The organism is Mycobacterium sp. E2479, assembly GCF_001667925.1.
Lineage (GTDB): Bacteria > Actinomycetota > Actinomycetes > Mycobacteriales > Mycobacteriaceae > Mycobacterium.
In genome coordinates this window covers 12,975-39,225 of sequence record NZ_LZJR01000071.1, presented here as the reverse complement: position 1 = coordinate 39,225, position 26,251 = coordinate 12,975, and the positions used below count along the sequence as shown (strand labels likewise).

At 68.8% G+C, this 26,251-nt stretch carries 29 protein-coding genes; 21 read left to right on the top strand and 8 right to left on the bottom strand.

Translation table 11 applies throughout. From position 1 onward, the window contains the following. Positions 1–37: 37 nt before the first annotated feature. The 3 genes from A5686_RS08985 to A5686_RS08975 are packed head-to-tail and all read left to right on the top strand — an operon-like array spanning position 38 to position 2,385. The gene (locus tag A5686_RS08985; protein WP_067933233.1) at positions 38–1,183 is read left to right on the top strand and encodes an 8-amino-7-oxononanoate synthase; all 1,146 of its coding nucleotides are present in this window, start codon (positions 38–40) and stop codon (positions 1,181–1,183) included. 9 nt (positions 1,184–1,192) lie between these two features. Beyond that, positions 1,193–1,873, top strand: coding sequence for a dethiobiotin synthase (gene bioD, locus A5686_RS08980; RefSeq protein ID WP_067933406.1), 681 nt, complete (start codon positions 1,193–1,195; stop codon positions 1,871–1,873). Then, positions 1,873–2,385 (top strand): 2'-5' RNA ligase family protein, encoded by a 513-nt coding sequence (locus tag A5686_RS08975; RefSeq protein ID WP_067933230.1) that lies wholly within the window; start codon positions 1,873–1,875, stop codon positions 2,383–2,385. The genes bioD and A5686_RS08975 overlap by 1 nt, the downstream gene beginning before the upstream one ends. On the opposite strand, the gene A5686_RS08970 is transcribed toward A5686_RS08975, so the two are convergent. The 4 genes from A5686_RS08970 to A5686_RS08955 form a co-directional block, all read right to left on the bottom strand. Further along, on the bottom strand, positions 2,382–3,746 hold the full coding sequence (locus A5686_RS08970; RefSeq protein WP_067933228.1) for a hypothetical protein: 1,365 nt from the start codon (positions 3,744–3,746) through the stop codon (positions 2,382–2,384). The genes A5686_RS08975 and A5686_RS08970 overlap by 4 nt on opposite strands. Next, positions 3,743–4,105 (bottom strand): hypothetical protein, encoded by a 363-nt coding sequence (locus A5686_RS08965; protein WP_067933225.1) that lies wholly within the window; start codon positions 4,103–4,105, stop codon positions 3,743–3,745. The genes A5686_RS08970 and A5686_RS08965 overlap by 4 nt, the downstream gene beginning before the upstream one ends. A gap of 4 nt (positions 4,106–4,109) precedes the next feature. After that, a complete protein-coding gene (locus tag A5686_RS08960) occupies positions 4,110–5,942 on the bottom strand; it encodes a hypothetical protein (protein ID WP_067933405.1) in 1,833 nt (610 codons plus the stop codon). 112 nt (positions 5,943–6,054) lie between these two features. Continuing rightward, positions 6,055–6,243 (bottom strand): hypothetical protein, encoded by a 189-nt coding sequence (locus A5686_RS08955; RefSeq protein ID WP_067933224.1) that lies wholly within the window; start codon positions 6,241–6,243, stop codon positions 6,055–6,057. A gap of 137 nt (positions 6,244–6,380) precedes the next feature. On the opposite strand from A5686_RS08955, the gene bioB reads away from it, so the two are divergent. Genes bioB through A5686_RS08940 form a run of 3 tightly spaced genes read left to right on the top strand, consistent with a single transcriptional unit; the run spans position 6,381 to position 8,359 of the window. After that, positions 6,381–7,418, top strand: coding sequence for a biotin synthase BioB (gene bioB, locus A5686_RS08950; RefSeq protein WP_067933222.1), 1,038 nt, complete (start codon positions 6,381–6,383; stop codon positions 7,416–7,418). Between the two features lie 30 nt (positions 7,419–7,448). After that, entirely contained in the window at positions 7,449–7,676 is a 228-nt protein-coding gene (locus A5686_RS08945) for a hypothetical protein (protein WP_067933219.1), read from the top strand. Then, positions 7,673–8,359 carry a DUF2567 domain-containing protein gene (locus tag A5686_RS08940; RefSeq protein WP_067933217.1) on the top strand — a complete coding sequence of 229 codons (687 nt, stop codon included), beginning with the start codon at positions 7,673–7,675 and terminating at the stop codon, positions 8,357–8,359. The genes A5686_RS08945 and A5686_RS08940 overlap by 4 nt, the downstream gene beginning before the upstream one ends. Here the strand turns inward: A5686_RS08940 and A5686_RS08935 are convergent. Both A5686_RS08935 and A5686_RS08930 read right to left on the bottom strand, forming a co-directional pair. Beyond that, positions 8,325–9,665, bottom strand: a complete 1,341-nt coding sequence (locus A5686_RS08935; protein WP_067933403.1) for a lipase family protein — start codon at positions 9,663–9,665, stop codon at positions 8,325–8,327. The two genes, A5686_RS08940 and A5686_RS08935, sit on opposite strands and share 35 nt — an antisense overlap. Positions 9,666–9,824: 159 nt before the next feature. Next, entirely contained in the window at positions 9,825–10,550 is a 726-nt protein-coding gene (locus A5686_RS08930; RefSeq protein WP_067933215.1) for an NUDIX domain-containing protein, read from the bottom strand. Positions 10,551–10,596: 46 nt separating this feature from the next. On the opposite strand from A5686_RS08930, the gene nadA reads away from it, so the two are divergent. Genes nadA through nadC form a run of 3 tightly spaced genes read left to right on the top strand, consistent with a single transcriptional unit; the run spans position 10,597 to position 14,080 of the window. Next, a complete protein-coding gene (gene nadA / locus A5686_RS08925) occupies positions 10,597–11,646 on the top strand; it encodes a quinolinate synthase NadA (RefSeq protein WP_067933213.1) in 1,050 nt (349 codons plus the stop codon). Beyond that, positions 11,643–13,223, top strand: coding sequence for an L-aspartate oxidase (locus tag A5686_RS08920; RefSeq protein ID WP_067933211.1), 1,581 nt, complete (start codon positions 11,643–11,645; stop codon positions 13,221–13,223). The genes nadA and A5686_RS08920 overlap by 4 nt, the downstream gene beginning before the upstream one ends. Then, complete coding sequence (gene nadC / locus A5686_RS08915; protein WP_067933209.1) at positions 13,220–14,080, top strand: carboxylating nicotinate-nucleotide diphosphorylase; 861 nt, start codon at positions 13,220–13,222, stop codon at positions 14,078–14,080. Before A5686_RS08920 ends, nadC begins: the two co-directional genes overlap by 4 nt. Positions 14,081–14,248: 168 nt before the next feature. Here the strand turns inward: nadC and A5686_RS08910 are convergent, their stop codons facing one another. Then, positions 14,249–14,662, bottom strand: coding sequence for a nitroreductase family deazaflavin-dependent oxidoreductase (locus A5686_RS08910; protein ID WP_067933207.1), 414 nt, complete (start codon positions 14,660–14,662; stop codon positions 14,249–14,251). A 95-nt stretch (positions 14,663–14,757) separates the two neighbouring features. Between A5686_RS08910 and hisD the strand changes: the two genes are divergently transcribed. The 9 genes from hisD (at position 14,758) to A5686_RS08865 (ending at position 22,515) form a co-directional block, all read left to right on the top strand. Next, positions 14,758–16,104: a histidinol dehydrogenase gene (gene hisD / locus A5686_RS08905; protein ID WP_067933204.1), complete on the top strand. Its 1,347-nt coding sequence runs from the start codon at positions 14,758–14,760 to the stop codon at positions 16,102–16,104. Then, entirely contained in the window at positions 16,101–17,243 is a 1,143-nt protein-coding gene (locus tag A5686_RS08900) for a histidinol-phosphate transaminase (protein ID WP_067933202.1), read from the top strand. Before hisD ends, A5686_RS08900 begins: the two co-directional genes overlap by 4 nt. Continuing rightward, complete coding sequence (gene hisB / locus A5686_RS08895) at positions 17,240–17,860, top strand: imidazoleglycerol-phosphate dehydratase HisB (RefSeq protein ID WP_067933200.1); 621 nt, start codon at positions 17,240–17,242, stop codon at positions 17,858–17,860. The genes A5686_RS08900 and hisB overlap by 4 nt, the downstream gene beginning before the upstream one ends. Continuing rightward, the gene (hisH, locus tag A5686_RS08890) at positions 17,857–18,480 is read left to right on the top strand and encodes an imidazole glycerol phosphate synthase subunit HisH (RefSeq protein WP_067933198.1); all 624 of its coding nucleotides are present in this window, start codon (positions 17,857–17,859) and stop codon (positions 18,478–18,480) included. Before hisB ends, hisH begins: the two co-directional genes overlap by 4 nt. 81 nt (positions 18,481–18,561) lie before the next feature. Then, positions 18,562–19,293 carry a bifunctional 1-(5-phosphoribosyl)-5-((5-phosphoribosylamino)methylideneamino)imidazole-4-carboxamide isomerase/phosphoribosylanthranilate isomerase PriA gene (gene priA, locus A5686_RS08885; RefSeq protein ID WP_067933196.1) on the top strand — a complete coding sequence of 244 codons (732 nt, stop codon included), beginning with the start codon at positions 18,562–18,564 and terminating at the stop codon, positions 19,291–19,293. Between the two features lie 6 nt (positions 19,294–19,299). Continuing rightward, a complete protein-coding gene (locus tag A5686_RS08880; RefSeq protein ID WP_067933193.1) occupies positions 19,300–20,100 on the top strand; it encodes an inositol monophosphatase family protein in 801 nt (266 codons plus the stop codon). Position 20,101: 1 nt separating this feature from the next. Further along, the gene (hisF, locus tag A5686_RS08875; RefSeq protein ID WP_067933192.1) at positions 20,102–20,890 is read left to right on the top strand and encodes an imidazole glycerol phosphate synthase subunit HisF; all 789 of its coding nucleotides are present in this window, start codon (positions 20,102–20,104) and stop codon (positions 20,888–20,890) included. After that, entirely contained in the window at positions 20,887–21,234 is a 348-nt protein-coding gene (hisI, locus tag A5686_RS08870) for a phosphoribosyl-AMP cyclohydrolase (protein ID WP_067933190.1), read from the top strand. Before hisF ends, hisI begins: the two co-directional genes overlap by 4 nt. Positions 21,235–21,423: 189 nt before the next feature. Beyond that, entirely contained in the window at positions 21,424–22,515 is a 1,092-nt protein-coding gene (locus tag A5686_RS08865) for a calcium:proton antiporter (RefSeq protein ID WP_067933188.1), read from the top strand. A 3-nt stretch (positions 22,516–22,518) separates the two neighbouring features. On the opposite strand, the gene A5686_RS08860 is transcribed toward A5686_RS08865, so the two are convergent. Continuing rightward, the gene (locus tag A5686_RS08860; RefSeq protein WP_067933186.1) at positions 22,519–22,977 is read right to left on the bottom strand and encodes a peroxiredoxin; all 459 of its coding nucleotides are present in this window, start codon (positions 22,975–22,977) and stop codon (positions 22,519–22,521) included. Between the two features lie 128 nt (positions 22,978–23,105). Here A5686_RS08860 and A5686_RS08855 point away from each other — a divergent pair, with 128 nt between their 5' ends. From A5686_RS08855 to trpC, 3 genes are all read left to right on the top strand, one after another. Then, positions 23,106–24,638 carry an anthranilate synthase component I gene (locus A5686_RS08855; RefSeq protein WP_067933184.1) on the top strand — a complete coding sequence of 511 codons (1,533 nt, stop codon included), beginning with the start codon at positions 23,106–23,108 and terminating at the stop codon, positions 24,636–24,638. Beyond that, the gene (locus A5686_RS08850) at positions 24,631–25,317 is read left to right on the top strand and encodes a TIGR02234 family membrane protein (RefSeq protein ID WP_082947544.1); all 687 of its coding nucleotides are present in this window, start codon (positions 24,631–24,633) and stop codon (positions 25,315–25,317) included. Before A5686_RS08855 ends, A5686_RS08850 begins: the two co-directional genes overlap by 8 nt. A 111-nt stretch (positions 25,318–25,428) precedes the next feature. Further along, positions 25,429–26,247, top strand: coding sequence for an indole-3-glycerol phosphate synthase TrpC (gene trpC, locus A5686_RS08845; RefSeq protein WP_067933182.1), 819 nt, complete (start codon positions 25,429–25,431; stop codon positions 26,245–26,247). The last annotated feature ends 4 nt before the right edge of the window (positions 26,248–26,251 follow it).

Genomic DNA, 26,251 nt, shown 5'->3' with positions numbered 1-26,251 from the left:
TCCGCCGCGCCGGCGACCGCCACTAGGCTGAACGCCGATGAAGGCACCGATCGAGGTTTCCCCGCTGGCCTGGCTGGAGGCGGTGGAACGGCAGCGCCGCGAGGCCGGGCTCCGCCGCTCGCTGCGGCCGCGTCCCGCCGTCGCCACCGAGCTGGACCTGGCCTCCAATGACTACCTCGGGCTCTCGCAACACCCCGACGTGATCGATGGCGGGGTCGCCGCGCTGCGCATGTGGGGTGCGGGGGCGACCGGGTCCCGGCTGGTCACCGGTGACACCGAGTTGCACCAGCAGTTCGAGGCCGAGCTGGCCGACTACGTCGGCGCCGCATCCGGACTGCTGTTCTCCTCCGGCTACGCGGCCAACCTGGGCGCCGTGGTCGGGCTCTCGGGCCGTGGTTCGCTGCTGGTCTCCGATGACTATTCGCATGCGTCGCTGGTGGATGCCTGCCGACTGTCTCGCGCGCGGGTTGCGGTGACCCCGCATCGTGACGTCGGCGCCGTGGAAGCGGCGCTGCAGGCGCGCGACGAGGAGCGCGCGATCGTCATCACCGAATCGGTGTTCTCCACCGACGGCGCGCTGGCGCCGCTGCGGGAATTGCACGAGGCGTGCCGCCGCCACCGCGCCCTGCTCATTGTCGACGAGGCGCACGGTCTCGGGGTGCGCGGCGGCGGGCGCGGGCTGCTGCACGAGGCCGGGCTGGCCGGTGCGCCCGACGTGGTCATGACCACCACGCTGTCCAAGGCGCTGGGCAGTCAAGGCGGCGCGGTGCTCGGGCCGGCGTCGGTGCGCGCCCATCTCATCGACGCCGCGCGCACGTTCATCTTCGACACCGGCCTGGCCCCGGCGGCGGTGGGCGCCGCGCGGGCCGCGCTGGCGGTGCTGCGGTCCGAGCCCTGGCGACCGGACGCGGTGCTGCGCCACGCCGCCATTTTGGGCGAGGCCTGCGGCGTGCTCGCCGCGCCGCAGTCGGCGGTGGTGTCGGTGATCCTGGGCGACCCCGACGTGGCGGTGGCCGCGGCGGGGGCCTGCCTGGATGCCGGCGTACGGGTGGGCTGCTTCCGGCCCCCGACGGTGCCCGTCGGGACGTCGCGCCTGCGGCTGACCGCGCGCGCGTCGCTGGACGACGCCGAGCTCGAGGTCGCGCGCCGTGTGCTGACCGATGTGCTCGCCAAGCATGGCTGAGGCGTGCCGGTGACGGTCCTGGTCGTCACCGGCACCGACACGGGAGTAGGCAAGACGGTCGCCACCGCGGCGCTGGCCTGTCACGCCCGTCAGGCCGGCCTCGACGTCGCGGTGTGCAAACCGGTCCAGACCGGCACCGACGCCGGGGACGATGACCTCGCCGAGGTGGCCCGGCTGTCGGGGGTGAGCGAGCTGGCCGGGTTCGGCCGGTATCCGCGGCCGCTGGCGCCGGCGGCCGCCGCCGAGGCGGCCGGAATGCCGTTGCCGACCGGCGAGCAGCTGCTGGCGCTCATCGGGGAGCTGGACCGGCCGGGCCGACTGACATTGGTGGAGGGCGCCGGGGGGCTGTTGGTCGAGCTCGGTGAAAACGGCGTCACCGCACGCGATCTCGCCGTCGCGCTGGGTGCCGCGGTGCTGGTCGTCGTCAGCCCGTCGCTGGGCACGCTCAACCACACCGCGCTGACCCTGGAATCGATTGCCGCGCAGAACCTTTGCTGCGCGGGACTGGTCATCGGCAGCTGGCCGCGCCGGCCCGGGGTAGTGGAGACGACGAACCGGTCGGCGCTGGCCCGGCTGGCCGCCGTGCGCGCAGCGCTGCCGGAAGGGGCGGCGTCGTTGGACGCCGCCGAGTTCGCGACGCTGTGCGCCCAGGCGTTCGACCGCGACTGGGTCACCTCGCTGGTGGCCTGATGGTCCACTCCATCGAGCTGGTCTTCGACCGCGACACCGAGGTGGCCATCAGGCACATCTGGGAAGTGTTGGCCACGGCCGGAATTCCCAGTCAGGCACCGGCCAGCCGGCCACACGTGACGCTGGCCGTGGCCGAAGCCATCGAGGCCGACGTTGACGAGCTGCTGCGCCCGGTGAGCGAACAGCTGCCGCTGCGCTGCCTCATCGGTGCGCCGGTGTTATTCGGCCGCGCCAGCGCGGTTTTCGCGCGGCTGGTGGTGCCCACCGGCGAGCTGCTGGCCCTGCACGCCCAGGTGCATCGGGTCTGCGCGCCGCACCTGAAGCCCGCTCCGATGCCAAACAGCCTGCCCGGTCAATGGACCGCGCACGTGACCCTGGTGCGCCGGGTCGGCGGCGCGCAGCTGGGGCGGGCGTTGCGCATCGCGGCCCGGCCGACCCAGATCGACGGCAGCTTCGCGGCGTTGCGCCGCTGGGATGGCAACACGAAGCTCGAGCGCCTGATCGGCGGTTAGCCCCCGAAGAGCAAATACAAACCGGTGAAGGTGTAGCCGACCATGACCAGCATCATCGTCAGCTGTCCGGTGAGCTGATGGCCGGCGGGCAGCAGGCGCAGCGCTTTATCGTGGGCCGCGATCACCGCGACGATGTGCCCAGTGACCACGCAGGTCACCTTGACCGCGGCCAGCACCGGCGGATGCATGGACAAGACGTAGGCCACGTGCAAATGCGCCAGCCCGAGCAGATTCCAACCGCGGCCGAACGGATCGGCCAGCGCGAACACCGCCTGCTGTCCACGCTCGACCAGGTAGGACAAATAGTGCGCGAAGATGTAGCCAACCACGATCGGAATCAGCGAATGCGCCATCTCGCCAGGCAATTCGTGGCGCTGCTCCGCGGTGACCCCACCGGCGGCACGGGCCGCGAGTGAAAACGTCACTGCCACAACGCAGATGAAGACGATCAATCCGACCGTGCGCAGCACCGACGACGCCAATGACGGGGGCGCGCCGAATTCGCGGGTGAGTTGGTCGGAGAAGCCGCGCCAGGTGGGCGACGACGCGAAACTGTCGAACGCCGTCGAGCCGAGCAGCACCGCGAGCAGTACCACGACACCCGGCCGCACCGGCAACGACGGCAGATGGTCGAGCGGGTTCCCGATGACGACCTTCCCGGTCTCCCGACTGCGCCGAAATGCCGAGAGCCGCGAAACGGCCACGCTGTAGACGCCGAACGGGTCGGCGCGGGCCAGCCAGCGCTGCCCGCACAGCCAAGCGCCGACCAGCATCAGCACGGCGTAACCGCCTATCCACGTCATGACCCACGGCAGTGATGCGGGATTCGGGCTGGCCAGCTCCATCCAGACAAAGGCGAATAGGCCCACCGCGGCGGGTCGATAGCCCCAGCCTTCGGGATAGGACAGCCGCGGCCGGGCGAGCCGCTCCGGCGCGATGCGCCGCAGCAGCAAATACACCGAGCGCATCGGCGAGATCACCCGCCACACCGGCCCGATGGCCAACGACAGAGCCACCAGCCCGACCCACAGCAGCACGTAGAAGGCGCCGAGCAGCGCGTTGGAGTCCGAGTCGGGACCCCACACCCCGGCGGCCACCGCCCACGCCGCGAACACCAGGGCCACCGCGGCCGCCGAGTACCGGGTCACCCGCGAGTCGACAAACGTCGTCAGCGCCGTCGGCAAGGGTCGGCCCGGCTTGAGCGGATCGAACCGCGGCCGCCGCCACGCGAACGCCACCAGGGCGAAGGTGAAGGTCAGTGCCCAGGCGGCCCCGACCATCGCGTAGGCGTAGGGAACCGGAAGGTCAGCCGACCCACCGAGACCGTGCGCCAGCACCACCGCCGCGGCGGCGGAGCTCACGACTGCACTTGGATGGTTGCGATGGTCCTGTCCAGATGGTGCAACTCCACCGCGACATTGCCGGGAACGTCGACGGCGAAATTGAACGTCTGGTTGGGTGCGGCCGCGACCTGGAACTTGTGATCCGGTGTCGAATGCACATGCAGCTCGTCGGTGACGTCGCTGGTCACCCGCAGGGTGATTTGCTGATGCACCTTGGCCTGCAGCGTGGCGTTGGTCGGCGTGACCTGCCCGTTGGCGATGGTCACGTCGATCGTCAGCGGTGCGGCCGGAGACTTACTGGTGGAGCCCCCGCATGCGACCAGCCCACAGACCAGCGCCGCCGCGCACGCCCCTACGAGAGTGCCTCGAAGTGACATGGCCCTACGCCGCCCGCGGAATCGGCTGCTTGTCTTCCGCCGGTTCCGGCTCGGCGAGGGAGTTGTTGAGCCGGCCGGCGCCCCAGGTCAATCCGGCGATCACCATGAGCGTCAGGAACAGCACCACGATCCCGCCCGCGGTGAACAACCAAGCCGGCGCGCTTTGGTCGCGTTCACGCTGCAGGATGGTGACTTCCAGGACGAACGGCCGCGTGCTCGATGCCAGCGCGGGGACCTCGGGGGCCGGAATGGCGGCGTCCGCCGGTTCCCAGATCGGCACGGCCGTCATCATGCGGCCGTCCTGGACCCGGAGCAGAGTCTTCCAATCGCCCCACACCGGAACCGGCTGGGTGGAGCGGTAGTGCCCCGGCCCGACCTTGGCGAGCCGGTCGATGACCAGGCCGCGATCGTTATTCATACGCCCCTGCCAGGACAGGATCGTGAGCCAGTCGGGATTGTCGCTGACCATATCGGCGGGTAGCAGTTGCACGTCGGCCGACACCATGCGCTGCCCCGGTGCACTGGGCAGATCGGTCAACGTGATGGTGGCGTTGTTCTTGCTTGGCACCGCGATGTGCAAGCCGTTGGCCACCGCGCCGCCGATCACCAACACCGTCACCACGATTACCGAAATGCCGATGGCGCGCCCGGGGAGCCGCTGCCCGGTCAGCACCATGCCGAACATGGCCCCGCACATACCCATCAGGACCGCTACCGGCACGGCCATGGCCAGAGCCTCGCCCCACATGCTGATCGGCCAGGGGTAGTGGTACACCGCCGCGATCCACAGCGACTCCAGCCAGAGCCCGACCGTGCCCACGCCCAGCCCGGCGACGGCACCAAACACGATGGGACGCTTGAAAACCGGAGTCAGCGCGATCAGCTCGACCACCAGCGCGGGGCCGAGGTAGAGCGGGAACCAGTTGATCGGGGCCCCCAGTATCGGCCCGACCAGCAAGGCGACCCCACCACGCAGGGCAATGGCGAAAACGGCACCAATCAGAGCCGCGCCTCGCCCCATCGTGGTGCGCGCCGCGACCGCCGCCAGGGCCGCCGCGCCCGCGATCAGCATGGGTTGGAACACAAGGCGGAACTGCGGGACGCCGAAATCGAACTCGATTTGATAGACCGACAAGCCGATGAACAACCCGCCGAAGGACAGGTAGCGCAGGAAGGTGATGAAGACTCCGTGGTAGACGTCTTCGCCTTCTTCGGCCTCACCTTCGCGCTCCAGCATCAGCACCGCGAACAAGGAGAAGCAGGCGCCCCCGATCATCATCAAATGTGTTGGGCCCCAAAGTGTTACGTCTTGGCCAAAGATGCGGTGCCAGATGTCGTCGAGCGGGAACCCGATCATCGCGTACAGCCCGCAACCGGCCATCAGCACACCGCCCACCGGTGCGCGCCAGTTTTGGGTGATCCGCACCGCCGCCGGACCGGGCTGGTCGTACGGCAGCACGACCGCCGTCATTCCTCCGAGGAAGATTCCGAACAATCCGATGATGATGAAGTAGTGCGCCGGGTTGGCCAGCGGTCCGGGGTCGCGGCCGTTACCGATATGCCAGCTGACGTCCCAAATGAAACCGAACAGGGCGCAAATGATGGATGTGGTGAACACCAGAACCGGCAGGGCAACCCAGCCGGGCCGGTGGAATTTATTGCCGACTCCGTCGGCCGCGCGGGTCAACCATTGAATGCGATGGGTGCGATGGGCATAGCCCACCCATAGCAACAGCAGGGTGATCACCACCGCGGCGACCGACAGCCCGATCACCTGATTGAGCCCCGCACCGCGTGCAGGCGCCTCAGCAACAATCGTCAGTCCATCCGACCGCATCGTCATGCCTCCCAACCGCGCCGGGCTGCCCCGGAGGATCCGATTCCGTCAACCGCTTATTACCGCCAAGTAGGTTCGTGATTGTTTGTTTAATGCCCCAAGACATCGCTCGTCAATCACGCTTTTCGTCCGGTGTGTCGGGACGGGAGGCGTCGGTTCCGGAATGAGTCGCGTCGCGACCCGCGCGGCGGTCGCGCAAGGCGATGTACAAAATCACCCCAACCACGATCACCGCAGGCAGGAACGCCGGCGCCGCCAGCAGGAGGTAGTGGTGCGCCAGGAATTCGACGTGCGGAGTCACCCCGGTCGTATACCCATAGATGGGGCGTGTCCCTCGGCCGTTACCCTACTTTGAACACTTTTCATTTCGAGCTGCCATCACAACGTGGCAGGCGTGTCCCCACGCGCGGACACGAAAAAGAGGCAGGGGAGTACCTGGTGACGCAAGCGGCAACGCGACCGGCGGCCGAAACCGGCAACCACGAGGACATCCTGGCGGTGGCCCGGCAGCAGGTGCTCGAGGGCGGCCAGGGATTGAGCCGGGAGCAGGTGTTGCGGGTGCTGCAGCTGTCCGACGACCGCCTCGATGAACTGCTGGCGCTGGCACACGAGGTGCGGATGCGCTGGTGCGGACCCGAGGTCGAGGTAGAGGGCATCATCAGCCTGAAGACCGGCGGCTGCCCGGAGGACTGCCACTTCTGCTCGCAGTCCGGACTCTTCGCGTCGCCGGTGCGCAGCGCCCGGCTGGACATTCCCAGCCTGGTCGAGGCGGCCAAACAGACCGCCAAGTCCGGTGCCACCGAATTCTGCATCGTGGCGGCGGTGCGCGGTCCCGACGAGCGGCTGCTGGCCCAGGTCGCCGCCGGTATCGAAGCGATCCGCAACGAAGTCGAGATCAACATCGCCTGCTCGCTCGGGATGCTGACGGCCGAGCAGGTCGAGCAGCTGTCCGAGATGGGCGTACACCGCTACAACCACAACCTTGAGACCGCCCGCTCGTACTTCACCAACGTGGTGACCACCCACAGCTGGGAGGAGCGTTGGGAGACCTTGTCGATGGTCCGTGACGCCGGGATGGAGGTCTGCTGCGGCGGCATCCTCGGTATGGGTGAGACCCTCGAGCAGCGCGCGGAATTCGCCGTCGAGCTGGCCGAACTCGGCCCGGACGAGGTCCCGCTGAACTTCCTCAACCCGCGGCCCGGCACCCCGTTCGGCGACCTGGAGGTCATGCCGGCGAGCGAAGCGCTGAAGTCGGTGGCCGCCTTCCGTCTGGCGCTGCCGCGCACCATGCTGCGGTTCGCCGGTGGCCGCGAGATCACGCTGGGGGATCTGGGTGCCAAGCAGGGCATCCTGGGCGGCATCAACGCCGTGATCGTCGGCAACTACCTGACCACACTGGGTCGTCCGGCCGAATCGGACCTGGAATTGCTGGACGATCTGCAGATGCCCCTCAAGGGGCTCAACGCCAGCTTGTAAGACGGCTGCCGCGGCTAGGGTTAAAGACTTGTGATTGGCGATCTGGGCGCTGCGGTCGGTGCCGGCGTCTACAACGTCTACACCGGGGAACTAGGGGGCACCTCAGTGCCGACAGCGGCTCAGTTGGGTCTCGAGCCTCCCCGCTTCTGCGCGGCGTGCGGTCGCCGGATGGTGGTGCAGGTTCGCCCGGACGGCTGGCGGGCGCGCTGCTCGCGGCACGGTGAGGTCGATTCCGGCGATCTGGAGACGCGGCGTTGACCGAGCCGGCCGAGGCGGATGCCGCCGCCGTCGCCGCCGCTGCCCGCCGGACCCGGGCGATTTTGGTCGTGGCCCTGGGATCGGCGGTGACCGGCCTGGTGATCGGCGGGGTGTGGGCCTGGATCGCCCCGCCGATCCACGCGGTGGTGGCACTCACCCGCTCGGGCGAGCGCGTCCACGACTATCTGGGTAACGAGTCCGAGCACTTCTTCGTCGCGCCGGCCCTGATGCTGGGGCTGTTGACCGTGCTGGCGGCGGTGGCCTCGGTCGGGGTGTGGCAGTGGCGCGAGCACCGCGGGCCGGAGATGATGATCGCGCTGGCGGGCGGCATGGTGGCGGCGGCCGCCGCCGCCTCGGCGGTGGGGGCCGGGCTGGTTCGGCTGAGGTACGGCGCCCTGGACTTCGATGCGGTACCGCTGACGAAGAGCCCGTCGGTCGCATACGTCGTGCAGGCGCCGCCGGTGTTCTTCTCCGACGGCCCGCTGCAGATTGCGGTGACCCTGGTGTGGCCGGCCGGAATCGCGGCCCTGATCTACGCCGTGCGTGCCGCCGCGGACGCCCGCGACGACCTGGGCGCACTGCCGCCGCAGCCGAGACCCTCCGAGGCAGTGCCGGCGGCAGGCGCAGGCGCCGCCGGAAACGTCGAGGTCAGAGCGGACGACGGCCAATCTTGCGACCCGTGATGACTTTCGCCGCGATCTTCATCAGCCGCGCCATCCCAACGTAGGTCATCGGGTTGAACATCGTCGGCCACGTGGTCCGGATGAGGTGTTCGGTCAGTGGGCGGTTTTCGAAGCGATCCGTCAGCCAGCGCAGCGTCATCGGCGCCGACAGCGGATGCAGCATCATGTGCTCGTTGAAGGCGTCGCGGTGGTAGGTGACGCGCGCGCCGCCGGCCGAATACGCATCGGCGAGCGCGTCGATGTCGTGCACGTCGATCAGGTAGTCGTGCACGGCCTGCACGATCAGCACCGGCGGCGTCGGGACAGCGGCGCCCAGCTTGATGTGGTCGAAGACGTAGGTGACTTCCGGGGTGGACAGGATCTGTTCGAGCGGCTCGTCGAGGTAGTCGCCCATGTTCTTGCCGGCCATCCGCACCACGGCTTCCACCGTCGTCATCTTCTCCAGCGAGTCGAGCAGGGCGCGCCCCTCCTCGTTGGTGTGCTCTCGGATGACCCGGTCCAGATCCGGATAGATGTGCGCGAGCGCGGCAACCACCAGCGCGGGAAGCCCCGACAGAAAGCTGCCGTTGAGGCGGCGGAACGTGTTACCGAGGTCCCCGACGGGTGAGCCCAGCACCGCCCCGACGATGTCGAGTTCGGGCGCGTATTCCGCGCACATCTCGGCAGCCCATGCGCTGGCCAGTCCGCCGCCGGAGTATCCCCAGAGCCCGACGGGGGCCGGGGCGGACAGGTTGAGGCGCTCCGAGCTCCGCGCGGCCCGGATGCCGTCCAGGACGCGGTAGCCGGGTTCGTACGGCGCGCCCCACAGGCCGCGGAGGCCCTCGTGGTCGGGCACCGACACGGCCCATCCCTCGGCGACGGCGGCGGTGATCAGGAAAAGCTCGAACTGCCCGATGGCGCCTAGCGCCTTTGCCCTGCGCCGCAGCGCGTAGGACGGAAAACAGCGCGACGAGACGGCGTCGATCGCACACTGATACGACAGCAGCGGGCACGGCTGACCCGCAGCGAGGTCGGTGGGGACGATCACCGTCGTGGCCGTGGCCTCCGGATCGCCTTTCATGTCCATGGTCCGGTAAAGCAGCTGGACGGCTTTGATCGGTTGGGGGATCAGGCCGAGAAACGCCAGCTCCACGTCCCGAGTGCGCAGCACAGTGCCGGGCTCGGCGTGCTGGAAGCCCAGCGGCGGCTGGTAGAACGGGTCGTCCGAGGGCAGCAACGGACGCACCTTGCGCTGCAGTTCCTCGTGTGGCGGCCGGGCGATCCATTCCGCGCCGTGCGTGCCTGCCAGGTTGCCGAGCTCAGCCATTGAGGCTCCCTTCGTGGCCACCCGGGATTCTCGCGCACGAACCGCAGGTAACCAAAACGTAAACGCCGCAGTGTGAGCGACTTCTCGTCACGCCGGCCGGGTCGCGGCGCTACTGAGTCGACTTGCCCCCGCGCCGCCCGATGACGCCTTCTTGCCAGCCTAGCCTGGCAGACCCGGCGGCCTGAGCGCGGCGAATTCGTCCGTCACCCGCAACGCGGCGTCGGTGAACCGATACAGCGCGGCCGGCCGTCCACCGCTGCGCCCGGATTGAGCGATGCTGCCGGTCGCGGTGATCACGCCGCGCCGGGCCAGCACTCGCTGCAGGTTCGTCGCGTCGACCTGATAACCCAGCGCGGCACCGTAGATGTCGCGCAGCGTGGAAAGCGCGAATTCCCTTGGTGCCAAAGCGAATCCGATATTGGTATAGGACAGCTTGGCGATCAGTCGGGTACGGGCGTTCTCCACCATCTGGCCGTGGTCGAAGGCCATCGGCGGCAGGGAGTTCACCGGATGCCAGCGAGTATCCGGCGGCAGCTCGGGGCTGGCGGGTGAGGGCACCAGGCCCAGGAAGGTCGACGCGATCACGCGGGTGTCCGGCACCCGGTGCGGGTCGGAGAACACCGCGAGCTGTTCCAGGTGTGCCAGTTCTTTGAGGTCGACCTTCTCGGCGAGTTGCCGCCGGACGGAGGTGATCATGTCCTCGTCATTACGCAGCTGCCCGCCCGGCAGCGACCACGTGCCCTGTTGCGGCTCCCTGGCGCGCTGCCATAACAGCACGTTCAGCTGCGGTTTCGTCGTGTGGCGTCCCTTAGTAACCTGTTCGGTCACTCCGCGAACCTGGAACACGACCGCGAGCACTTCGTGGGCGGTGCTACCATGGGCCATGTTTTCGATTATAAGTCGAAAACCTCCCGGGCTGAAAGGAGCCGCCATGACGGTTATCAATCGCATGGACACGCTCGCCGAAAGCATGGTTGCCGACATCACCAACTCGCCCACCGGGTACGCCGGTGTGGCCGGTGATGAGCAATGGGCTGCCGAGGTTCGCCGCCTGGCCAGGCTGCGCGGCGCCACCTTGCTGGCGCACAACTATCAGCTGCCCGAGATCCAGGACGTCGCCGATCACGTGGGCGACTCACTGGCGCTGTCGCGGATCGCCGCCGAGGCGCCCGAGGACACCATCGTGTTCTGCGGCGTGCACTTCATGGCCGAGACGGCCAAGATCTTGAGCCCCAACAAGACCGTGCTCATCCCGGACCAGCGAGCCGGGTGCTCACTCGCGGACTCCATCACCGCCGACGAACTGCGCGCCTGGAAGGACGAACATCCCGGCGCGGTCGTCGTCTCCTACGTCAACACCACGGCGGCGGTCAAGGCGCTCACCGACATCTGCTGCACCTCGTCCAACGCGGTCGAGGTCGTCGAGTCCATCGACCCGGACCGCGAGGTGCTGTTCTGTCCGGATCAATTCCTCGGCGCCCATGTGCGTCGGATGACCGGTCGCCAGAACCTGCATGTATGGGCCGGCGAATGCCACGTGCACGCCGGGATCAATGGCGACGAACTGGGCGATCAGGCCCGCGCCAATCCCGACGCCGAGCTATTCGTGCATCCCGAATGTGGTTGCGCCACATCGGCGCTGTATCTCGCGGGCGAGGGCGCCTTCCCGTCGGACCGGGTGAAGATCCTGTCCACCGGCGGCATGCTGGAGGCCGCCAACCAGACCAACGCACGCAAGGTGCTGGTCGCCACCGAGGTCGGCATGCTGTACCAATTGCGCCGGGCCGCACCCCAAGTCGACTTCCGCGCGGTCAACGACCGGGCCTCCTGCAAGTTCATGAAAATGATCACCCCGGCCGCGCTGCTGCGCTGCCTCGTCGAGGGGGCCGACGAAGTCGATGTCGACCCCGATGTCGCCGCCGCCGGACGGCGCAGCGTGCAGCGAATGATCGCGATCGGGCAGCCGGGCGGCGGCGAATGACCGCCCGTCCCCGGTGGACGCACAGCGCCGACGTCGTCGTCGTCGGCACCGGCGTCGCGGGACTGGCCGCCGCGCTGGCCGCGCATCGCGCCGGGCGCAGCGTCGTCGTGCTGAGCAAGGCCGACCAGGCTCGGGGGGCGACCGCGACGCACTATGCGCAGGGCGGCATCGCGGTGGTGCTGCCCGACAATGACGACTCGGTGGAAGCCCATGTCGCCGACACCTTGGTCGCGGGAGCGGGCCTGTGCGATCCCGAGGCGGTCTACTCGATCGTCGCCGATGGATACGCGGCGGTCGCCGAATTGGTCGGCGACGGAGCACGATTCGACGAGTCGGCACCCGGCAAGTGGGCGTTGACCCGCGAGGGTGGACATTCCCGGCGACGCATCGTGCATGCCGGCGGCGACGCCACCGGCGCGGAAGTGCAGCGCGCCCTCGACACTGCCGCGCGCATGATGGACATTCGCACCGGCCATGTGGCGCTGCGGGTCCTGCACGACGGTGCCGCCGTGACCGGTGTCCTGGTCGGCACCCCGGACGGGTGCGGCATCATCAGCGCACCTTCGGTGATCCTGGCATCCGGCGGCCTCGGGCACCTGTACGGCGCGACCACCAACCCCGACGGCTCTACCGGCGACGGACTCGCGCTGGGCTTGTGGGCCGGTGTCGCGGTCAGCGATCTCGAGTTCATCCAGTTCCACCCCACGATGCTTTTCGCGCCCGATGCCGCCAGCGGAAGGCGTCCGCTGGTCACCGAGGCCATCCGCGGTGAGGGCGCGAAACTGATTGACCGTCAAGGCGATTCGGTGACAGCCGGTATTCATCCGATGGGAGATCTGGCGCCCCGCGACGTCGTCGCCGCGGCGATCGACGCCCGGTTGAAGGCTACCGGCGACGCCTGCGTCTTCCTCGATGCGCGCCACATCGACGACTTCGCCAACCGGTTCCCGACGGTGACGGCCGCCTGCCGGGCCGCCGGGATCGATCCCGTCCGGCAACCCATTCCGGTCGTCCCCGGGGCGCATTACAGCTGTGGCGGCATCGTCACCGACGTGTACGGGCAAACCGAGCTGCCCGGGTTGTACGCCGCGGGCGAGGTGGCACGCACCGGACTGCACGGAGCCAACCGGCTGGCGTCCAACAGCCTGTTGGAAGGTTTGGTGGTCGGCGGCCGGGCCGGCAGATTGGCGGCCACACACGCCGCGACCACCGGGCGCGTGCACGCCGCCGCGCCCGAGCAGGTCGTGCACACCGCGCTCGAGCGCGCCGAACTGCAGCGCGCGATGAGCCGGGACGCTTCGGTGGTGCGGGACGCCGCGGGGCTGACCCGGCTATCCACCGCGCTGTCCCAGGCGCAGATGCGCCAGGTGTCCGGCCGCCGCGACTTCGAGGACGTTGCGCTGGCCGTCGCCGCCCGCGCGGTCACGGCCGCCGCCCTGGCCCGCACCGAGAGCAGGGGCTGTCACCATCGCGAGGAATATCCGCAGACCGCGTCCGAGCTGGGGCGCAGTAATGTGCTGCGCTTGGCCGACGACCAGAATACGGTGCTGGTGGAGGCGTTGGCGGCGGCCGTATGACCACGATGTCCGACCGTGAATTGACCGCCGCGCGCGAAATTGTCAAGCGCGGGTTGGCCGAGGACCTGCGCTACGGCCCCGACGTCACCACCCTGGCGACGGTGCCCGCCGAGACGGTGGCGACCGCATCCATGATGCCGCGCGAGCCCGGCGTGATCGCGGGTATCGACATCGCTTTGCTGGTGCTCGACGAGGTGTTCGGTGCCCGCGGCTACGAGGTGGTCGACCGCGTCGAGGACGGGGCCCACCTGGAGCCGGGTGAGCCGGTGCTGACGTTGCGAGCCGAAGCCCGCGGCCTGCTGACCGCCGAGCGGACTATGCTCAACCTCATCTGCCACCTGTCCGGGATCGCCACCACGACGGCGCACTGGGTCGCCGCCGTAGCCGATACGAAGGCCAAGGTGCGCGACACCCGTAAAACCCTGCCCGGCCTGCGCGTTTTGCAGAAATACGCGGTCCGGGTCGGCGGTGGCGTCAACCACCGGCTAGGGCTCGGCGACGCCGCCCTGATCAAGGACAACCACGTGGTGGCCGCGGGATCGGTGGTCGACGCGCTGCGGGCCGTGCGCGACGCGGCACCGGATCTGCCGTGCGAGGTGGAAGTGGATTCACTCGAGCAGCTGGACGAGGTGTTGCCCGAGAAGCCCGAGCTGGTGTTACTGGACAACTTCCCGGTGTGGCAGACGCAGATGGCCGTGCAACGTCGCGACGCGCGTGCGCCCGCCGTGCTGCTCGAATCGTCGGGTGGACTCAGCCTGGACAATGCGGCCGCCTACGCCGCGACCGGGGTGGACTACCTGGCCGTCGGCGCGCTGACTCATTCGGTGCGGGTGCTCGACATCGGCCTGGACATGTAGCTGGAAGTGGTGTGCTGCTTCGCCGCGCACCCCAAGCCCCGAGTGTGCATCATGGGCGGCACTTCTCGGCGTTTCGCCGCCGCGGACGCACACTGAGCGCCGCCAGCGCACACTCAACGCGGGCATAGGGACGCCCTGGCACCAAAATCACCCCGGAAGCGAACGGCCTCAGGCGATGTCGGCGACGAATACCCCGATCCGGCGCAGTTGCATGCGTGCCATCGCGGGCAGGCCCTCCCCGTCCGATCCGGCGGGCAGGATCCGTGGATTGATCACGTGCACGGTGCGATTGCGGCTGAATTCCACATCCGCCTCCCCGGCGGCAAGCACATTCCTCACCCAGTTCGTCTTGCCGTGGCCCAGGGCGATCGCCAGGACATTGCCCTTGCGGTAGGGCGTAACGATGGTCTCGTACGGCTTGCCGGAGGTGCGACCACGATGCTTGATCGTCGCTGTCCCGGGCAGAAAGCGGGCAATCGGCTTGAGCGCCGGGTTGAAGTATTTGATCTGGAGGCGCTCAAACCAGGGTGGGAACACCATCGGGACGCCCGGGGCATTGTTGGGATGATCCTTGGCGGACATGGCGGCTCCCTGGTGGGCTCGTCTTTTCAGCGCCGGGTACGGCCTCGATACCGGCACTGTACCGGTCGGATATCGACTTGAGTTCCTCTGGGACAATGGACACCGTGAGCACCATCCAACCGTCGCCGATGGCCCGCATCGACCTGCGGGGCGCGGAGTTGACGGCTGCCCGACTGCGGGCGGCGCTGCCCCGCGGCGGCGCCGACGTGGAGACGGTGCTGCCCAAGGTCAGGCCGATCGTGCAGGCCGTCGCCGAGCGCGGCGCCGAAGCCGCCTTGGAGTTCGGCGCCACCTTCGACGGGGTCCGGCCCCCGGTCGTCCGGGTGCCCGATGCCGCGCTCGAGAAGGCCCTGGCCGAGTTGGATGCCGGGGTTTCCGACGCGCTGCGGGTGATGATCGAACGCACCCGCGCCGTGCACGCCGACCAGCGTCGCACCGACGTCACGACCACCCTCGGTCCTGGTGCGACCGTCACCGAGCGGTGGGTGCCGGTCGACCGGGTGGGGCTCTACGTACCCGGCGGAAACGCCGTCTACCCCTCCAGCGTGGTGATGAACGTGGTGCCGGCCCAGGCCGCCGGCGTCGCGTCGCTGGTGGTGGCCAGCCCGCCGCAGGCCCAGTTCGACGGCCTGCCGCACCCGACCATCCTGGCCGCCGCCCGCCTGCTGGGGGTCGACGAGGTGTGGGCGGTGGGCGGCGCGCAGGCGGTCGCGTTGCTGGCCTACGGCGGGACCGATCTCGATGGCGCCGAGCTGGCGCCCGTCGACATGATCACCGGACCCGGCAACATCTACGTCACGGCCGCCAAGCGGCTGTGCCGGTCGCGCGTCGGGATCGACGCCGAAGCCGGCCCGACGGAGATCGCCATCCTGGCCGACCACACCGCCGATCCCGCGCACGTGGCCGCCGACCTGATCAGTCAGGCCGAGCACGACGAGATGGCCGGCAGCGTGCTGGTCACCCCCAGCGCGGACCTGGCCGCCGCCACCGACGCCGAGCTGGCCGCCCAGCTGCAGACGACCGTGCACCGCGAGCGGGTGACGGCAGCGCTCGGTGGACGCCAATCGGCCATCATCCTCGTCGACGACCTGGACGCCGGAGTCGAAGTCGTCAACGCCTATGCCGCCGAACACCTGGAGATCCAGACCGTCGACGCGGCCGTCGTGGCGGGCCGAATCCGTTCGGCCGGAGCAATTTTCGTCGGCCCGTACGCGCCGGTAAGCCTGGGTGACTACTGCGCCGGGTCCAATCACGTGCTGCCGACCGCCGGCAGCGCCCGGCATTCCAGCGGCCTGTCCGTGCAGACCTTCCTGCGCGGCATCCATGTCGTCGACTACACCGAGGCGGCCCTGAAAGACGTGTCCGGGCATGTGATCGCGCTCGCCGAGGCCGAAGACCTGCCGTCACACGGCGAAGCGGTGCGCCGGAGGTTCGAGCGATGAGCGGACAGTCGGAGCCCACGCTGGACGACCTGCCGCTGCGCGACGACCTGCGCGACAAATCGCCCTACGGCGCACCGCAATTGGACGTCCCGGTGCGGCTGAACACCAACGAGAACCCACACCCGCCCAGTAAGGCACTGGTGGACGACGTGGTGCGGTCGGTGGGAGCGGTCGCCGGCGAATTGCACCGCTACCCCGACCGCGACGCGGTGGCCCTGCGCACCGACCTGGCCGCCTACCTGAGCGCCCAGACCGGCGTCCAGCTGGGAGTCGAAAACCTCTGGGCGGCTAATGGTTCCAACGAGATCCTGCAACAGCTGCTGCAGGCGTTCGGGGGTCCGGGGCGCACTGCCATCGGGTTTGTCCCGTCGTACTCGATGCATCCGATCATCTCCGACGGCACCCGCACCGAGTGGCTGCAGACCACGCGTGCCGGCGACTTCAGCCTGGATGTCGACGCCGCCGTGGCCGCCGTTACCGATCGCCGGCCCGATGTGGTGTTCGTCGCCAGCCCGAATAACCCGTCCGGGCAGAGTGTTTCGCTGCCGGACCTGCGCCGGCTGCTCGACGCGGTGCCTGGCATCGCGATCGTCGACGAGGCCTACGGCGAGTTCTCTTCGCAGCCCAGCGCGGTGGAACTGGTGGGGGAGTATCCGACCAAGCTCATCGTCTCGCGCACGATGAGCAAGGCGTTTGCGTTCGCCGGTGGCCGGTTGGGCTACCTGATCGCCACCCCTGCGGTGATCGACGCGATGCTGCTGGTGCGGTTGCCGTATCACCTGTCGGTGCTCACCCAGGCCGCCGCACGCGCCGCGCTGCGGCACGCCGATGACACGCTGGGCAGTGTGGCGACGTTGATCGCTGAACGCGAGCGTGTCTCGATGGCTCTGTCCGGCATGGGTTTTCGCGTGGTTCCCAGCGACGCGAACTTCGTACTGTTCGGGGAATTCGCCGATGCACCGGCGACCTGGCAGCGCTATCTGGATGCCGGCGTGCTGATCCGCGATGTCGGCATCCCGGGTTACCTGCGCGCCACCATCGGGCTGGCAAAGGAGAACGACGCCTTCCTGCACGCCAGCGCCCAGATCGCCGCCACCCAACTCGCACCAACTACCCCCAGCCCCGTAGGAGCACCGTGACAGCGACCGCTACCCGCCGTGCGCGCATCGAGCGCCGCACGAAGGAATCCGATATCGTCATCGAACTCGACCTCGACGGCACCGGACGCGTCGACATCGACACCGGTGTGCCGTTCTACGACCACATGCTCACGGCCCTGGGCACTCACGCCAGCTTCGATTTGACCGTGCGCACCAAGGGCGACGTCGAAATCGAGGGCCACCACACCATCGAGGACACCGCCATCGCCCTGGGGCAGGCGCTCGGTCAGGCCCTCGGCGATAAACGTGGCATCCGCCGGTTCGGTGACGCTTTCATCCCGATGGACGAGACGCTGGCACATGCGGCGGTCGACGTGTCCGGGCGCCCCTACTGCGTGCACAGCGGAGAACCGGATCACCTGCAGCACACCACCATTGCCGGCAACTCGGTGCCCTATCACACCGTCATCAACCGGCACGTGTTCGAATCGCTGGCCATGAACGCGCGCATCGCGCTGCACGTGCGCGTCCTGTACGGGCGCGACCCGCACCACATCACCGAAGCGCAGTACAAGGCGGTTGCCCGCGCGCTGCGCCAGGCGGTCGAGTCCGACCCTCGGGTCTCGGACGTGCCGTCCACCAAAGGGGTCCTGTGACGGCACTCAAGAAAGTTGTTGTCCTTGACTACGGCTCGGGCAATCTGCGGTCGGCTCAGCGCGCGCTCGAGCGCGTCGGTGCGTCGGTCGAGGTGACAAGCGACGCCGACGCGGCCGCCGCCGCCGACGGATTGATGGTGCCCGGCGTCGGCGCCTACGAGGCCTGCATGACGGGGCTGCGCAACATCGGCGGGGAGCGCATCATCTCCGAGCGGCTCGCCGCGGGCCGCCCGGTGCTGGGCGTCTGCGTCGGCATGCAGATCCTGTTTGCCCGCGGTGTCGAGTTCAGTGTCGAGACGCAGGGATGCGGTCAGTGGCCTGGCTACGTCACGCGACTGCAGGCGCCGGTCATTCCGCACATGGGCTGGAACGTCGTCGAACCCGGGGCCGGCACTGTGCTGTTCAAAGGACTCGATGCCGACACCCGGTTCTACTTCGTGCACTCCTACGCCGCCCAGCAGTGGGAGGGTCCGCCCGAGGCGGTGCTGACGTGGGCCACCCACGAGGGTCCCTTTCTGGCGGCGGTCGAGGACGGACCGCTGTCCGCCACCCAATTTCACCCGGAGAAGAGCGGCGACGCCGGCGCGGCCGTGTTGAGCAATTGGGTCCAGGAATTGTGAAGGACCTCGCGAAAGCCTGGTAGAAAGCATGAGCCGGGGAATGCGCGTAACCCGTTGCAATCTCGGCATACAGGAGGGAATGTGTTGATCTTGTTGCCCGCGGTCGACGTGGTCGACGGCCGCGCCGTGCGTCTGGTGCAGGGCAAGGCGGGCAGTGAAACCGAATACGGCTCGGCGCTGGACGCCGCGCTGACCTGGCAGCGCGACGGGGCCGAATGGATCCATCTGGTCGACTTGGACGCGGCGTTCGGTCGCGGCTCCAACCGCGAACTGTTGGCCGAGGTGGTCGGCAAGCTCGACGTGCAGGTCGAGCTGTCCGGCGGGATCCGCGACGACGATTCGTTGTCGGCCGCCCTGGCCACCGGCTGTGCCCGGGTGAACCTGGGCACGGCGGCCCTCGAGAACCCGCAGTGGTGCGCCCGGGCGATCAGCGAACACGGCGACAAGGTCGCCGTGGGTCTGGACGTGCAGATCGTCGACGGTGAGCACCGGCTGCGTGGACGGGGCTGGGAAACCGATGGGGGTGACCTGTGGCAAGTGCTGGAACGCCTTGACGGGCAAGGATGTTCGCGGTTCGTGGTCACCGACGTGACCAAGGACGGCACGCTGGGCGGCCCCAATCTGGACTTGCTGGCGTCCGTCGCCGAACGCACCGACGCGCCGGTGATCGCCTCCGGTGGTGTGTCCAGCCTCGACGACCTGCGGGCCATCGCCACCCTCACGGACCGCGGCGTCGAGGGCGCCATCGTGGGCAAGGCCCTGTACGCGGGGCGATTCACCTTGCCGCAGGCGCTCGCCGCGGTGGCGGAGTAGAACCGGATGGACGTGCACACGTTGGTGGCGCAGGCGTCGGCGATTCTCGACGACGCATCCGAGCCCTTTCTTGCCGGTCACCGCGCCGACTCCGCTGTCAGCAAGAAGGGCAACGACTTTGCCACCGAAGTCGACCTCGCGATCGAGCGGCAGGTGGTCGCCGCGCTTGTCGAGGCGACCGGGATCGGGGTGCACGGGGAGGAATTCGGCGGGTCGGCCGTCGACTCGCCATGGGTGTGGGTACTGGATCCCATCGACGGCACCTTCAACTACGCGGCCGGATCGCCGATGGCCGGCATTCTGCTGGGCCTGCTGCGCCACGGCGAACCGGTGGCGGGACTGACCTGGCTGCCGTTCATGGACCAGCGCTATACCGCGGTGGCGGGCGGTCCGTTGCGCAAGAATGGGGTGCCGCAGCCGCCGCTGACCTCCATCGACCTGGCCGACGCCTTGGTCGGTGCAGGGTCGTTCAGCGCGGACGCGCGGGGCCGATTCCCGGGACGCTATCGAATGGCGTTGCTGGAGAACCTCAGCCGGGTCTCGTCACGGTTACGCATGCACGGCTCCACCGGAATCGACCTTGCGTTCGTGGCCGACGGAATACTCGGTGCGGCACTGATTTTCGGTGGCCACGTGTGGGACCACGCCGCCGGGGTCGCGTTGGTCCACGCCGCCGGTGGCGTCGTCACCGATCTGGCGGGTGAGCCATGGACTCCCGCATCGGATTCCGCGCTGGCCGCCGGCCCCGCCGCACACGCCGAGATCCTCGAAATCGTCCGCGCCACCGGCCGACCGGAAGACTACTGAGATGCCCCCGGACCCGAACGGCCTCGCGGTTCGAGTGATCCCGTGCCTGGACGTCGACGGCGGCCGGGTGGTCAAAGGCGTCAACTTCGAGAACCTCCGTGACGCCGGCGATCCCGTGGAGCTCGCGGCCGCCTATGACGCAGAAGGCGCCGACGAGTTGACCTTTCTCGACGTGACCGCATCCTCGTCGGGACGGGCCACCATGCTCGATGTGGTGCGCCGCACCGCCGAGCAGGTCTTCATCCCGCTGACCGTCGGCGGCGGGGTACGCACCGTCGCCGACGTCGACGTGTTGCTGCGCGCGGGAGCCGACAAGGTCTCCATCAACACCGCCGCGATCGCCCGCCCCGAGTTGCTGGCCGAGATGGCGCGGCAGTTTGGCTCGCAGTGCATCGTGCTGTCCGTCGATGCCCGCACCGTCCCACCGGGCGCGGTGCCGACACCGTCGGGTTGGGAGGTCACCACCCATGGCGGGCGCCGCGGCACCGGGCTGGACGCGATCGAGTGGGCCTCGCGCGGAGCCGATTTGGGGGTGGGAGAGATCCTGCTGAACTCGATGGACGCGGACGGCACCAAAGCCGGATTCGACCTGGAGATGCTGCAGGCAGTGCGGTCGGCGGTCACGGTGCCGGTCATCGCCAGCGGTGGCGCCGGGGCAGCCGAACACTTCGCGCTCGCCATCGCGGCCGGCGCCGATGCGGTGTTGGCGGCCAGCGTGTTTCACTTCCGCGAGCTGACCATCGGTCAGGTGAAGGCCGCCATGGCCGCCGAAGGGATCCCCGTGCGATGACGCTCGACCCGCAGATCGCCGCCCGGCTGAAGCGCAACGCCGACGGCCTGTTCACCGCCGTCGTGCAGGAGCACGGCAGCGGCGACGTGTTGATGGTCGCCTGGATGGACGATGCCGCGCTGGCCCGGACCCTCAAAACCCGTGAGGCAACGTATTATTCGCGATCCCGCGACGAGCAGTGGATCAAGGGAGCGACGTCCGGTCACACCCAATATGTCCACTCGGTACGCCTGGACTGCGACGGCGACGCCGTGCTGCTGACGGTCGACCAGGTCGGCGGGGCCTGCCACACCGGCGACCACAGCTGCTTCGACGCCGACGTGCTGCTGGCACCGGAGCGCTGAGCCGGCGAATCAGCTCGGCAACACCTCCGCCGTCGGACATGTGAGATGCTACTGACGCCGTCGCGGCCGGCTATCGCCCACCGAATCGGACCGGGCAGCGGCGGTGCGGGACCCGGCAAGCGTGGCCAGGCGTGTCGGGGGTCACTTTCCGCAGGCGTTGGCGCACGCCTTCGACAAGAATGGCAGTCAATGTCGAAATGGTTGTCCTGGAACAGCGTTGTGCCGGTGGTTGCCGTCGTCGTGCTGGCAGTGATCTGGGGCGAGAAGCTGGGACCGGTACTTGTCGCGGTGGCTGCGCTGTTTCTCGTCGGCGCCGTGATCGCCGCGGTACATCACGCGGAGGTGGTCGCCCACCGGGTCGGCGAGCCCCTCGGGTCGCTGATACTCGCGGCCGCGGTCACCATCATCGAGGTGGCCATCATCGTCACCCTGATGACATCCGGCGGCAACGAGGCCGCGACGCTGGCCAGGGATACCGCTTTCGCGGCGCTGATGATCACCACCAACGGGATCGCCGGTTTGTCGCTGCTGCTCGGCTCCCGGAGTTACGGCGTGACGCTCTTCAACGCCGAAGGGGCCGGAGCCGCCCTGGCCTCGGTCACCACGGTGGCCACGTTGAGCCTGGTTTTGCCCGCTTTCACCACCGGGCACCCGGGCAGAGAGTTCACTCCGAGCCAGCTTGCCTTCGCCGCGATCGCCACGCTCTTGGTGTACCTGCTGTTCGTGTTCACCCAGACCGTGCGGCACCGCGATTTCTTTCTGCCGATCGCGCAGCGGGGCCAAAAGCGCGTGTTCGAGGACGAAAGTCACGCGGATCCACCCACCAGGCGCCAAGCGCTGAGCAGCCTGGTTCTCCTGCTCTGCGCCCTGGTGGCGGTGGTCGGCCTGGCCGAGGAGGAATCACCGGCCGTCGAGCACGCGGTGGTGATGGCGGGCTTGCCGCAGTCGTTCGTGGGTGTGATCATCGCGGCGCTGGTGCTGCTGCCCGAGACGCTCGCGGCGGCGCGGTCGGCGCGAAAGGGCCGCATCCAAATCAGCTTGAACCTGGCGTACGGCTCGGCGATGGCCAGCATCGGGCTCACCATCCCGACGATCGCGCTGGCGTCGATCTGGCTCAAAGGACCGCTGGTGCTCGGCCTCGGCGCGATCCAGCTGGTCTTGCTTGCCCTGACGGTCGTGATCAGCATGCTGACGGTGGTGCCCGGGCGGGCGACCCGCCTGCAGGGCGAGGTGCATCTGGTGCTGCTGGCCGCCTACGTATTCCTGGCGATCAACCCCTGACAGTTACACGCGGGCCCGCAGCGTTGCCAGCGCCTTGTCGGCGTGGCTGTCCATGTTGAACTCGCTGGAGATCACGTCGAGCACCGTGCGGTCGGTGTCGATGACGAACGTCGTGCGTTTGACCGGCATCAGCTTGCCGAGCAGGCCGCGTTTGACGCCGAACTGGGTGGCGACGGTGCCGTCGGTATCCGACAGCAGCGGGTAGTCGAACTTCTGCAGGTCGGCGAACTTGGCCTGCTTCTGCACGGCGTCGGCGCTGATCCCGACCCGGTTGGCCCCGACCGCGGCGAATTCGGAGGCCAGGTCGCGGAAATGGCACGCCTCCTTGGTGCAGCCGGGCGTCATCGCGGCCGGGTAGAAGAACAGCACGACGGGCCCCCCGGAAAGCAGTTCGCTGAGCTTGCGCGGCGTGCCGGTCTGATCGGGCAATTCGAAGTCCGCGACGGTGTCACCAGGTTTCATGGCGGACACGCTACGCCGCCCGCGGCGTCAGGCTGGGTCTGATTGCCCGACTCTGCGGACCCCGCCCCGGGCCCGCTCCGTCGTCAGGCTGGGCCGGTGCACAGCGACGCGTCTGGGAGAATGATTCGGTGCACGCCCACCTGGCCGCGACGACCTCGCGAGAAGATTTTCGTCAGCTGGCAGCCGAGCACCGCGTGGTCCCGGTCACCCGCAAGGTGCTGGCCGACAGTGAGACGCCGTTGTCGGCCTACCGCAAACTCGCCGCCGACCGCCCGGGCACATTTTTGCTGGAGTCGGCCGAGCACGGCCGTTCCTGGTCGCGGTGGTCGTTCATCGGCGCCGGAGCGCCGTCGGCGCTGACCGTGCGCGACGGCGAAGCCGTCTGGCTGGGCGTGGTGCCACAGGACGCACCCACCGGGGGCGACCCGCTACAGGCGTTGCGGGCCACGTGCGAGCTGCTGGCCACCGGCCCGCTCCCGGGGCTGCCGCCACTGTCGGGCGGCATGGTCGGGTTCTTCGCCTACGACATGGTCCGGCGCCTGGAACGACTGCCCGAGCTGGCGGTCGACGACCTGCAGCTCCCCGACATGTTGCTGCTGCTGGCCACCGATGTGGCGGCGGTCGATCACCACGAGGGCACCATCACGCTGATCGCCAACGCCGTGAACTGGAACGGGACCGACGAGCGGGTGGACGAGGCCTACGACGACGCGATCAACCGCCTGGACGTGATGACCGCGGCGCTGGGCCAGCCGTTGTCGTCCACCGTCGGCACGTTCGGGCGGCCCGAGCCCCGCTACCGTGCGCAGCGCAACGTTGAGGAATACGGGAAGATCGTCGATTACCTCGTTGACCAGATCGCCGCGGGCGAGGCCTTCCAGGTGGTGCCGTCGCAGCGGTTCGAAATGGACACCGACGTCGATCCGATCGACGTGTATCGGATGTTGCGGGTCACCAACCCGAGCCCCTACATGTATCTGCTGCACGTTCCGAATGATGCTGGCGGAATTGACTTTTCGATCGTCGGCTCCAGCCCCGAGGCGTTGGTCACGGTCGCCGACGGCACCGCGACCACCCATCCGATCGCCGGAACGCGATGGCGCGGAGGCACCGACGAAGAGGACCAGCTGCTGGAGAAGGAGCTGCTGGCCGACGAGAAGGAACGCGCCGAGCACCTGATGCTGGTCGACCTGGGCCGCAACGATCTGGGCCGGGTCTGCGCGCCGGGCTCGGTGCGCGTCGAGGACTACAGCCACATCGAACGCTATAGCCACGTCATGCACCTGGTGTCGACGGTGACCGGCGTGCTCGGCGAGGGCCGTACCGCGCTGGATGCGGTCACCGCGTGCTTCCCGGCCGGCACACTCTCGGGCGCACCGAAGGTACGGGCCATGGAGCTCATCGAAGAGGTGGAGAAGACGCGCCGCGGCCTCTACGGCGGCGTGGTCGGCTACCTGGACTTCGCCGGCAACGCCGACTTCGCGATCGCCATCCGCACCGCCCTGATGCGCGACGGTGTCGCTTACGTGCAATCAGGTGGTGGGGTGGTCGCGGACTCCAACGGACCCTACGAGTACACCGAGGCGACCAACAAGGCGCGCGCCGTGCTGAGCGCGATCGCCGCCGCCGAGACGCTGACCGAACCCGTGGGCGATGAGTGAGGCCGGCGCTGACACCGGACGGCCGAAGAGCCGTTGGCTGATCCGAGTTGCCCAGGCAGTGCTGGTGGTTGCCGCCGGGACGTTGTGGGTGGCCTCGCGCCTGCCCTGGGTCGTCATCCGGTCGTTTGACGGGCTGGGGCCACCCAAACAGGTGACCTTGGCCGGCGCGACATGGTCGACGGCGCTGCTGCCGTTGGCGTTGCTCCTGCTGGCCGCGGCCGTTGCCGCCATTGCCGTGCGGGGCTGGTCATTGCGCGCGCTTGCGGGCCTGCTGGCGGTGATCAGCCTGGCGGTCGGCTACCTCGGAATCAGCCTGTGGGCGCTGCCCGACGTGGCGATCCGCGGCGCGGAGTTGGCGCACGTCTCGGTGATGTCGCTGGTCGGAAGCGAACGGCGGTACTGGGGCGCCGGCGTCACGGTGGTGGCCGCGGCGTGCACGCTGGTTGCCGCCGTCTTGCTGATGCGGTCGGCGTCGGACTCGGGGTCGGCCCGGTCGAGCGCGATAAGGTACGCCGCTCCGGCGACGCGCCGGTCGATTGCGCGACGCAAACAGGCCGACGGCGCGATGCTGGAGGAGCCGGAGACGCCGGGAATGTCGGAGCGGATGATCTGGGACGCGCTTGACGAGGGACGCGACCCGACCGATCGACCAGGTGAGTCTGACACCGAGGGTCGGTGACGGGCCGCGAGCCGCGGGCCGCTACCCTTCATTGACGTCGTCGCAATCGGCTGGGGACACGAAGTGGCCGTGGGATGACTAGGGACGACAGGGCGAAGGGAAACGACAGGCATGAGTCCGGCAACCGTGCTTGACTCCATCCTCGAGGGAGTCCGGGCCGACGTTGCCGCGCGTGAAGCGCTCATCAGCCTGTCAGAGATCAAGGCCGCCGCGGCGGCCGCGCCACCGCCACGCGATGTGATGGCCGCCTTGCGCGAGCCTGGAATCGGCGTCATCGCCGAAGTCAAGCGCGCCAGCCCATCGGCGGGTTCCCTGGCAACCATTGCCGATCCGGCCAAGCTGGCCCGCGCCTACGAAGACGGCGGCGCCCGCATCATCAGCGTCTTGACCGAGGAGCGACGTTTCCACGGCTCACTCGATGACCTCGACGCGGTTCGCGCCGCGGTCTCGATACCCGTGCTACGCAAAGACTTTGTCGTGCAGCCTTATCAGATCCACGAAGCGCGTGCGCACGGCGCCGACATGCTGTTGCTCATCGTCGCCGCGCTCGAGCAGTCGGCGTTGGTCTCGATGCTGGACCGCACCGAATCGCTGGGCATGACAGCGCTCGTCGAAGTGCACACCGAAGAGGAAGCCGACCGGGCGCTCAAGGCCGGCGCCAACGTAATCGGCGTCAACGCCCGCGATCTGGCGACACTGGAGGTGGACCGGGATTGCTTCGCGCGCATCGCGCCCGGGCTGCCCAGCAACGTGATCAGGATCGCCGAATCCGGGGTGCGCGGTACCGGAGACCTGCTGGCGTATGCGGGTGCGGGTGCCGACGCCGTCTTGGTGGGTGAAGGGCTGGTCAAGAGCGGTGATCCGCGCGCCGCGGTTGCCGACCTGGTGACCGCGGGCACCCATCCGTCCTGTCCGAAACCGGCTCGCTAGTCAC

What these genes read in the sequence shown, in the direction of transcription:
- hisD (WP_067933204.1), top strand. Translation starts at nt 14,758, where the DNA reads ATGGACACCGTGAGCACCATCCAACCGTCGCCGATGGCCCGCATCGAC.
- trpC (WP_067933182.1), top strand. Translation starts at nt 25,429, where the DNA reads ATGAGTCCGGCAACCGTGCTTGACTCCATCCTCGAGGGAGTCCGGGCC.
- A5686_RS08935 (WP_067933403.1), bottom strand. Translation starts at nt 9,665, where the DNA reads ATGGCTGAGCTCGGCAACCTGGCAGGCACGCACGGCGCGGAATGGATC.
- A5686_RS08860 (WP_067933186.1), bottom strand. Translation starts at nt 22,977, where the DNA reads ATGAAACCTGGTGACACCGTCGCGGACTTCGAATTGCCCGATCAGACC.
- A5686_RS08865 (WP_067933188.1), top strand. Translation starts at nt 21,424, where the DNA reads ATGTCGAAATGGTTGTCCTGGAACAGCGTTGTGCCGGTGGTTGCCGTC.
- A5686_RS08930 (WP_067933215.1), bottom strand. Translation starts at nt 10,550, where the DNA reads ATGGCCCATGGTAGCACCGCCCACGAAGTGCTCGCGGTCGTGTTCCAG.
- hisI (WP_067933190.1), top strand. Translation starts at nt 20,887, where the DNA reads ATGACGCTCGACCCGCAGATCGCCGCCCGGCTGAAGCGCAACGCCGAC.
- nadA (WP_067933213.1), top strand. Translation starts at nt 10,597, where the DNA reads ATGACGGTTATCAATCGCATGGACACGCTCGCCGAAAGCATGGTTGCC.
- A5686_RS08920 (WP_067933211.1), top strand. Translation starts at nt 11,643, where the DNA reads ATGACCGCCCGTCCCCGGTGGACGCACAGCGCCGACGTCGTCGTCGTC.
- A5686_RS08985 (WP_067933233.1), top strand. Translation starts at nt 38, where the DNA reads ATGAAGGCACCGATCGAGGTTTCCCCGCTGGCCTGGCTGGAGGCGGTG.
- A5686_RS08975 (WP_067933230.1), top strand. Translation starts at nt 1,873, where the DNA reads ATGGTCCACTCCATCGAGCTGGTCTTCGACCGCGACACCGAGGTGGCC.
- A5686_RS08850 (WP_082947544.1), top strand. Translation starts at nt 24,631, where the DNA reads ATGAGTGAGGCCGGCGCTGACACCGGACGGCCGAAGAGCCGTTGGCTG.
- hisF (WP_067933192.1), top strand. Translation starts at nt 20,102, where the DNA reads ATGCCCCCGGACCCGAACGGCCTCGCGGTTCGAGTGATCCCGTGCCTG.
- A5686_RS08965 (WP_067933225.1), bottom strand. Translation starts at nt 4,105, where the DNA reads ATGTCACTTCGAGGCACTCTCGTAGGGGCGTGCGCGGCGGCGCTGGTC.
- nadC (WP_067933209.1), top strand. Translation starts at nt 13,220, where the DNA reads ATGACCACGATGTCCGACCGTGAATTGACCGCCGCGCGCGAAATTGTC.
- A5686_RS08960 (WP_067933405.1), bottom strand. Translation starts at nt 5,942, where the DNA reads ATGCGGTCGGATGGACTGACGATTGTTGCTGAGGCGCCTGCACGCGGT.
- A5686_RS08880 (WP_067933193.1), top strand. Translation starts at nt 19,300, where the DNA reads ATGGACGTGCACACGTTGGTGGCGCAGGCGTCGGCGATTCTCGACGAC.
- A5686_RS08910 (WP_067933207.1), bottom strand. Translation starts at nt 14,662, where the DNA reads ATGTCCGCCAAGGATCATCCCAACAATGCCCCGGGCGTCCCGATGGTG.
- A5686_RS08900 (WP_067933202.1), top strand. Translation starts at nt 16,101, where the DNA reads ATGAGCGGACAGTCGGAGCCCACGCTGGACGACCTGCCGCTGCGCGAC.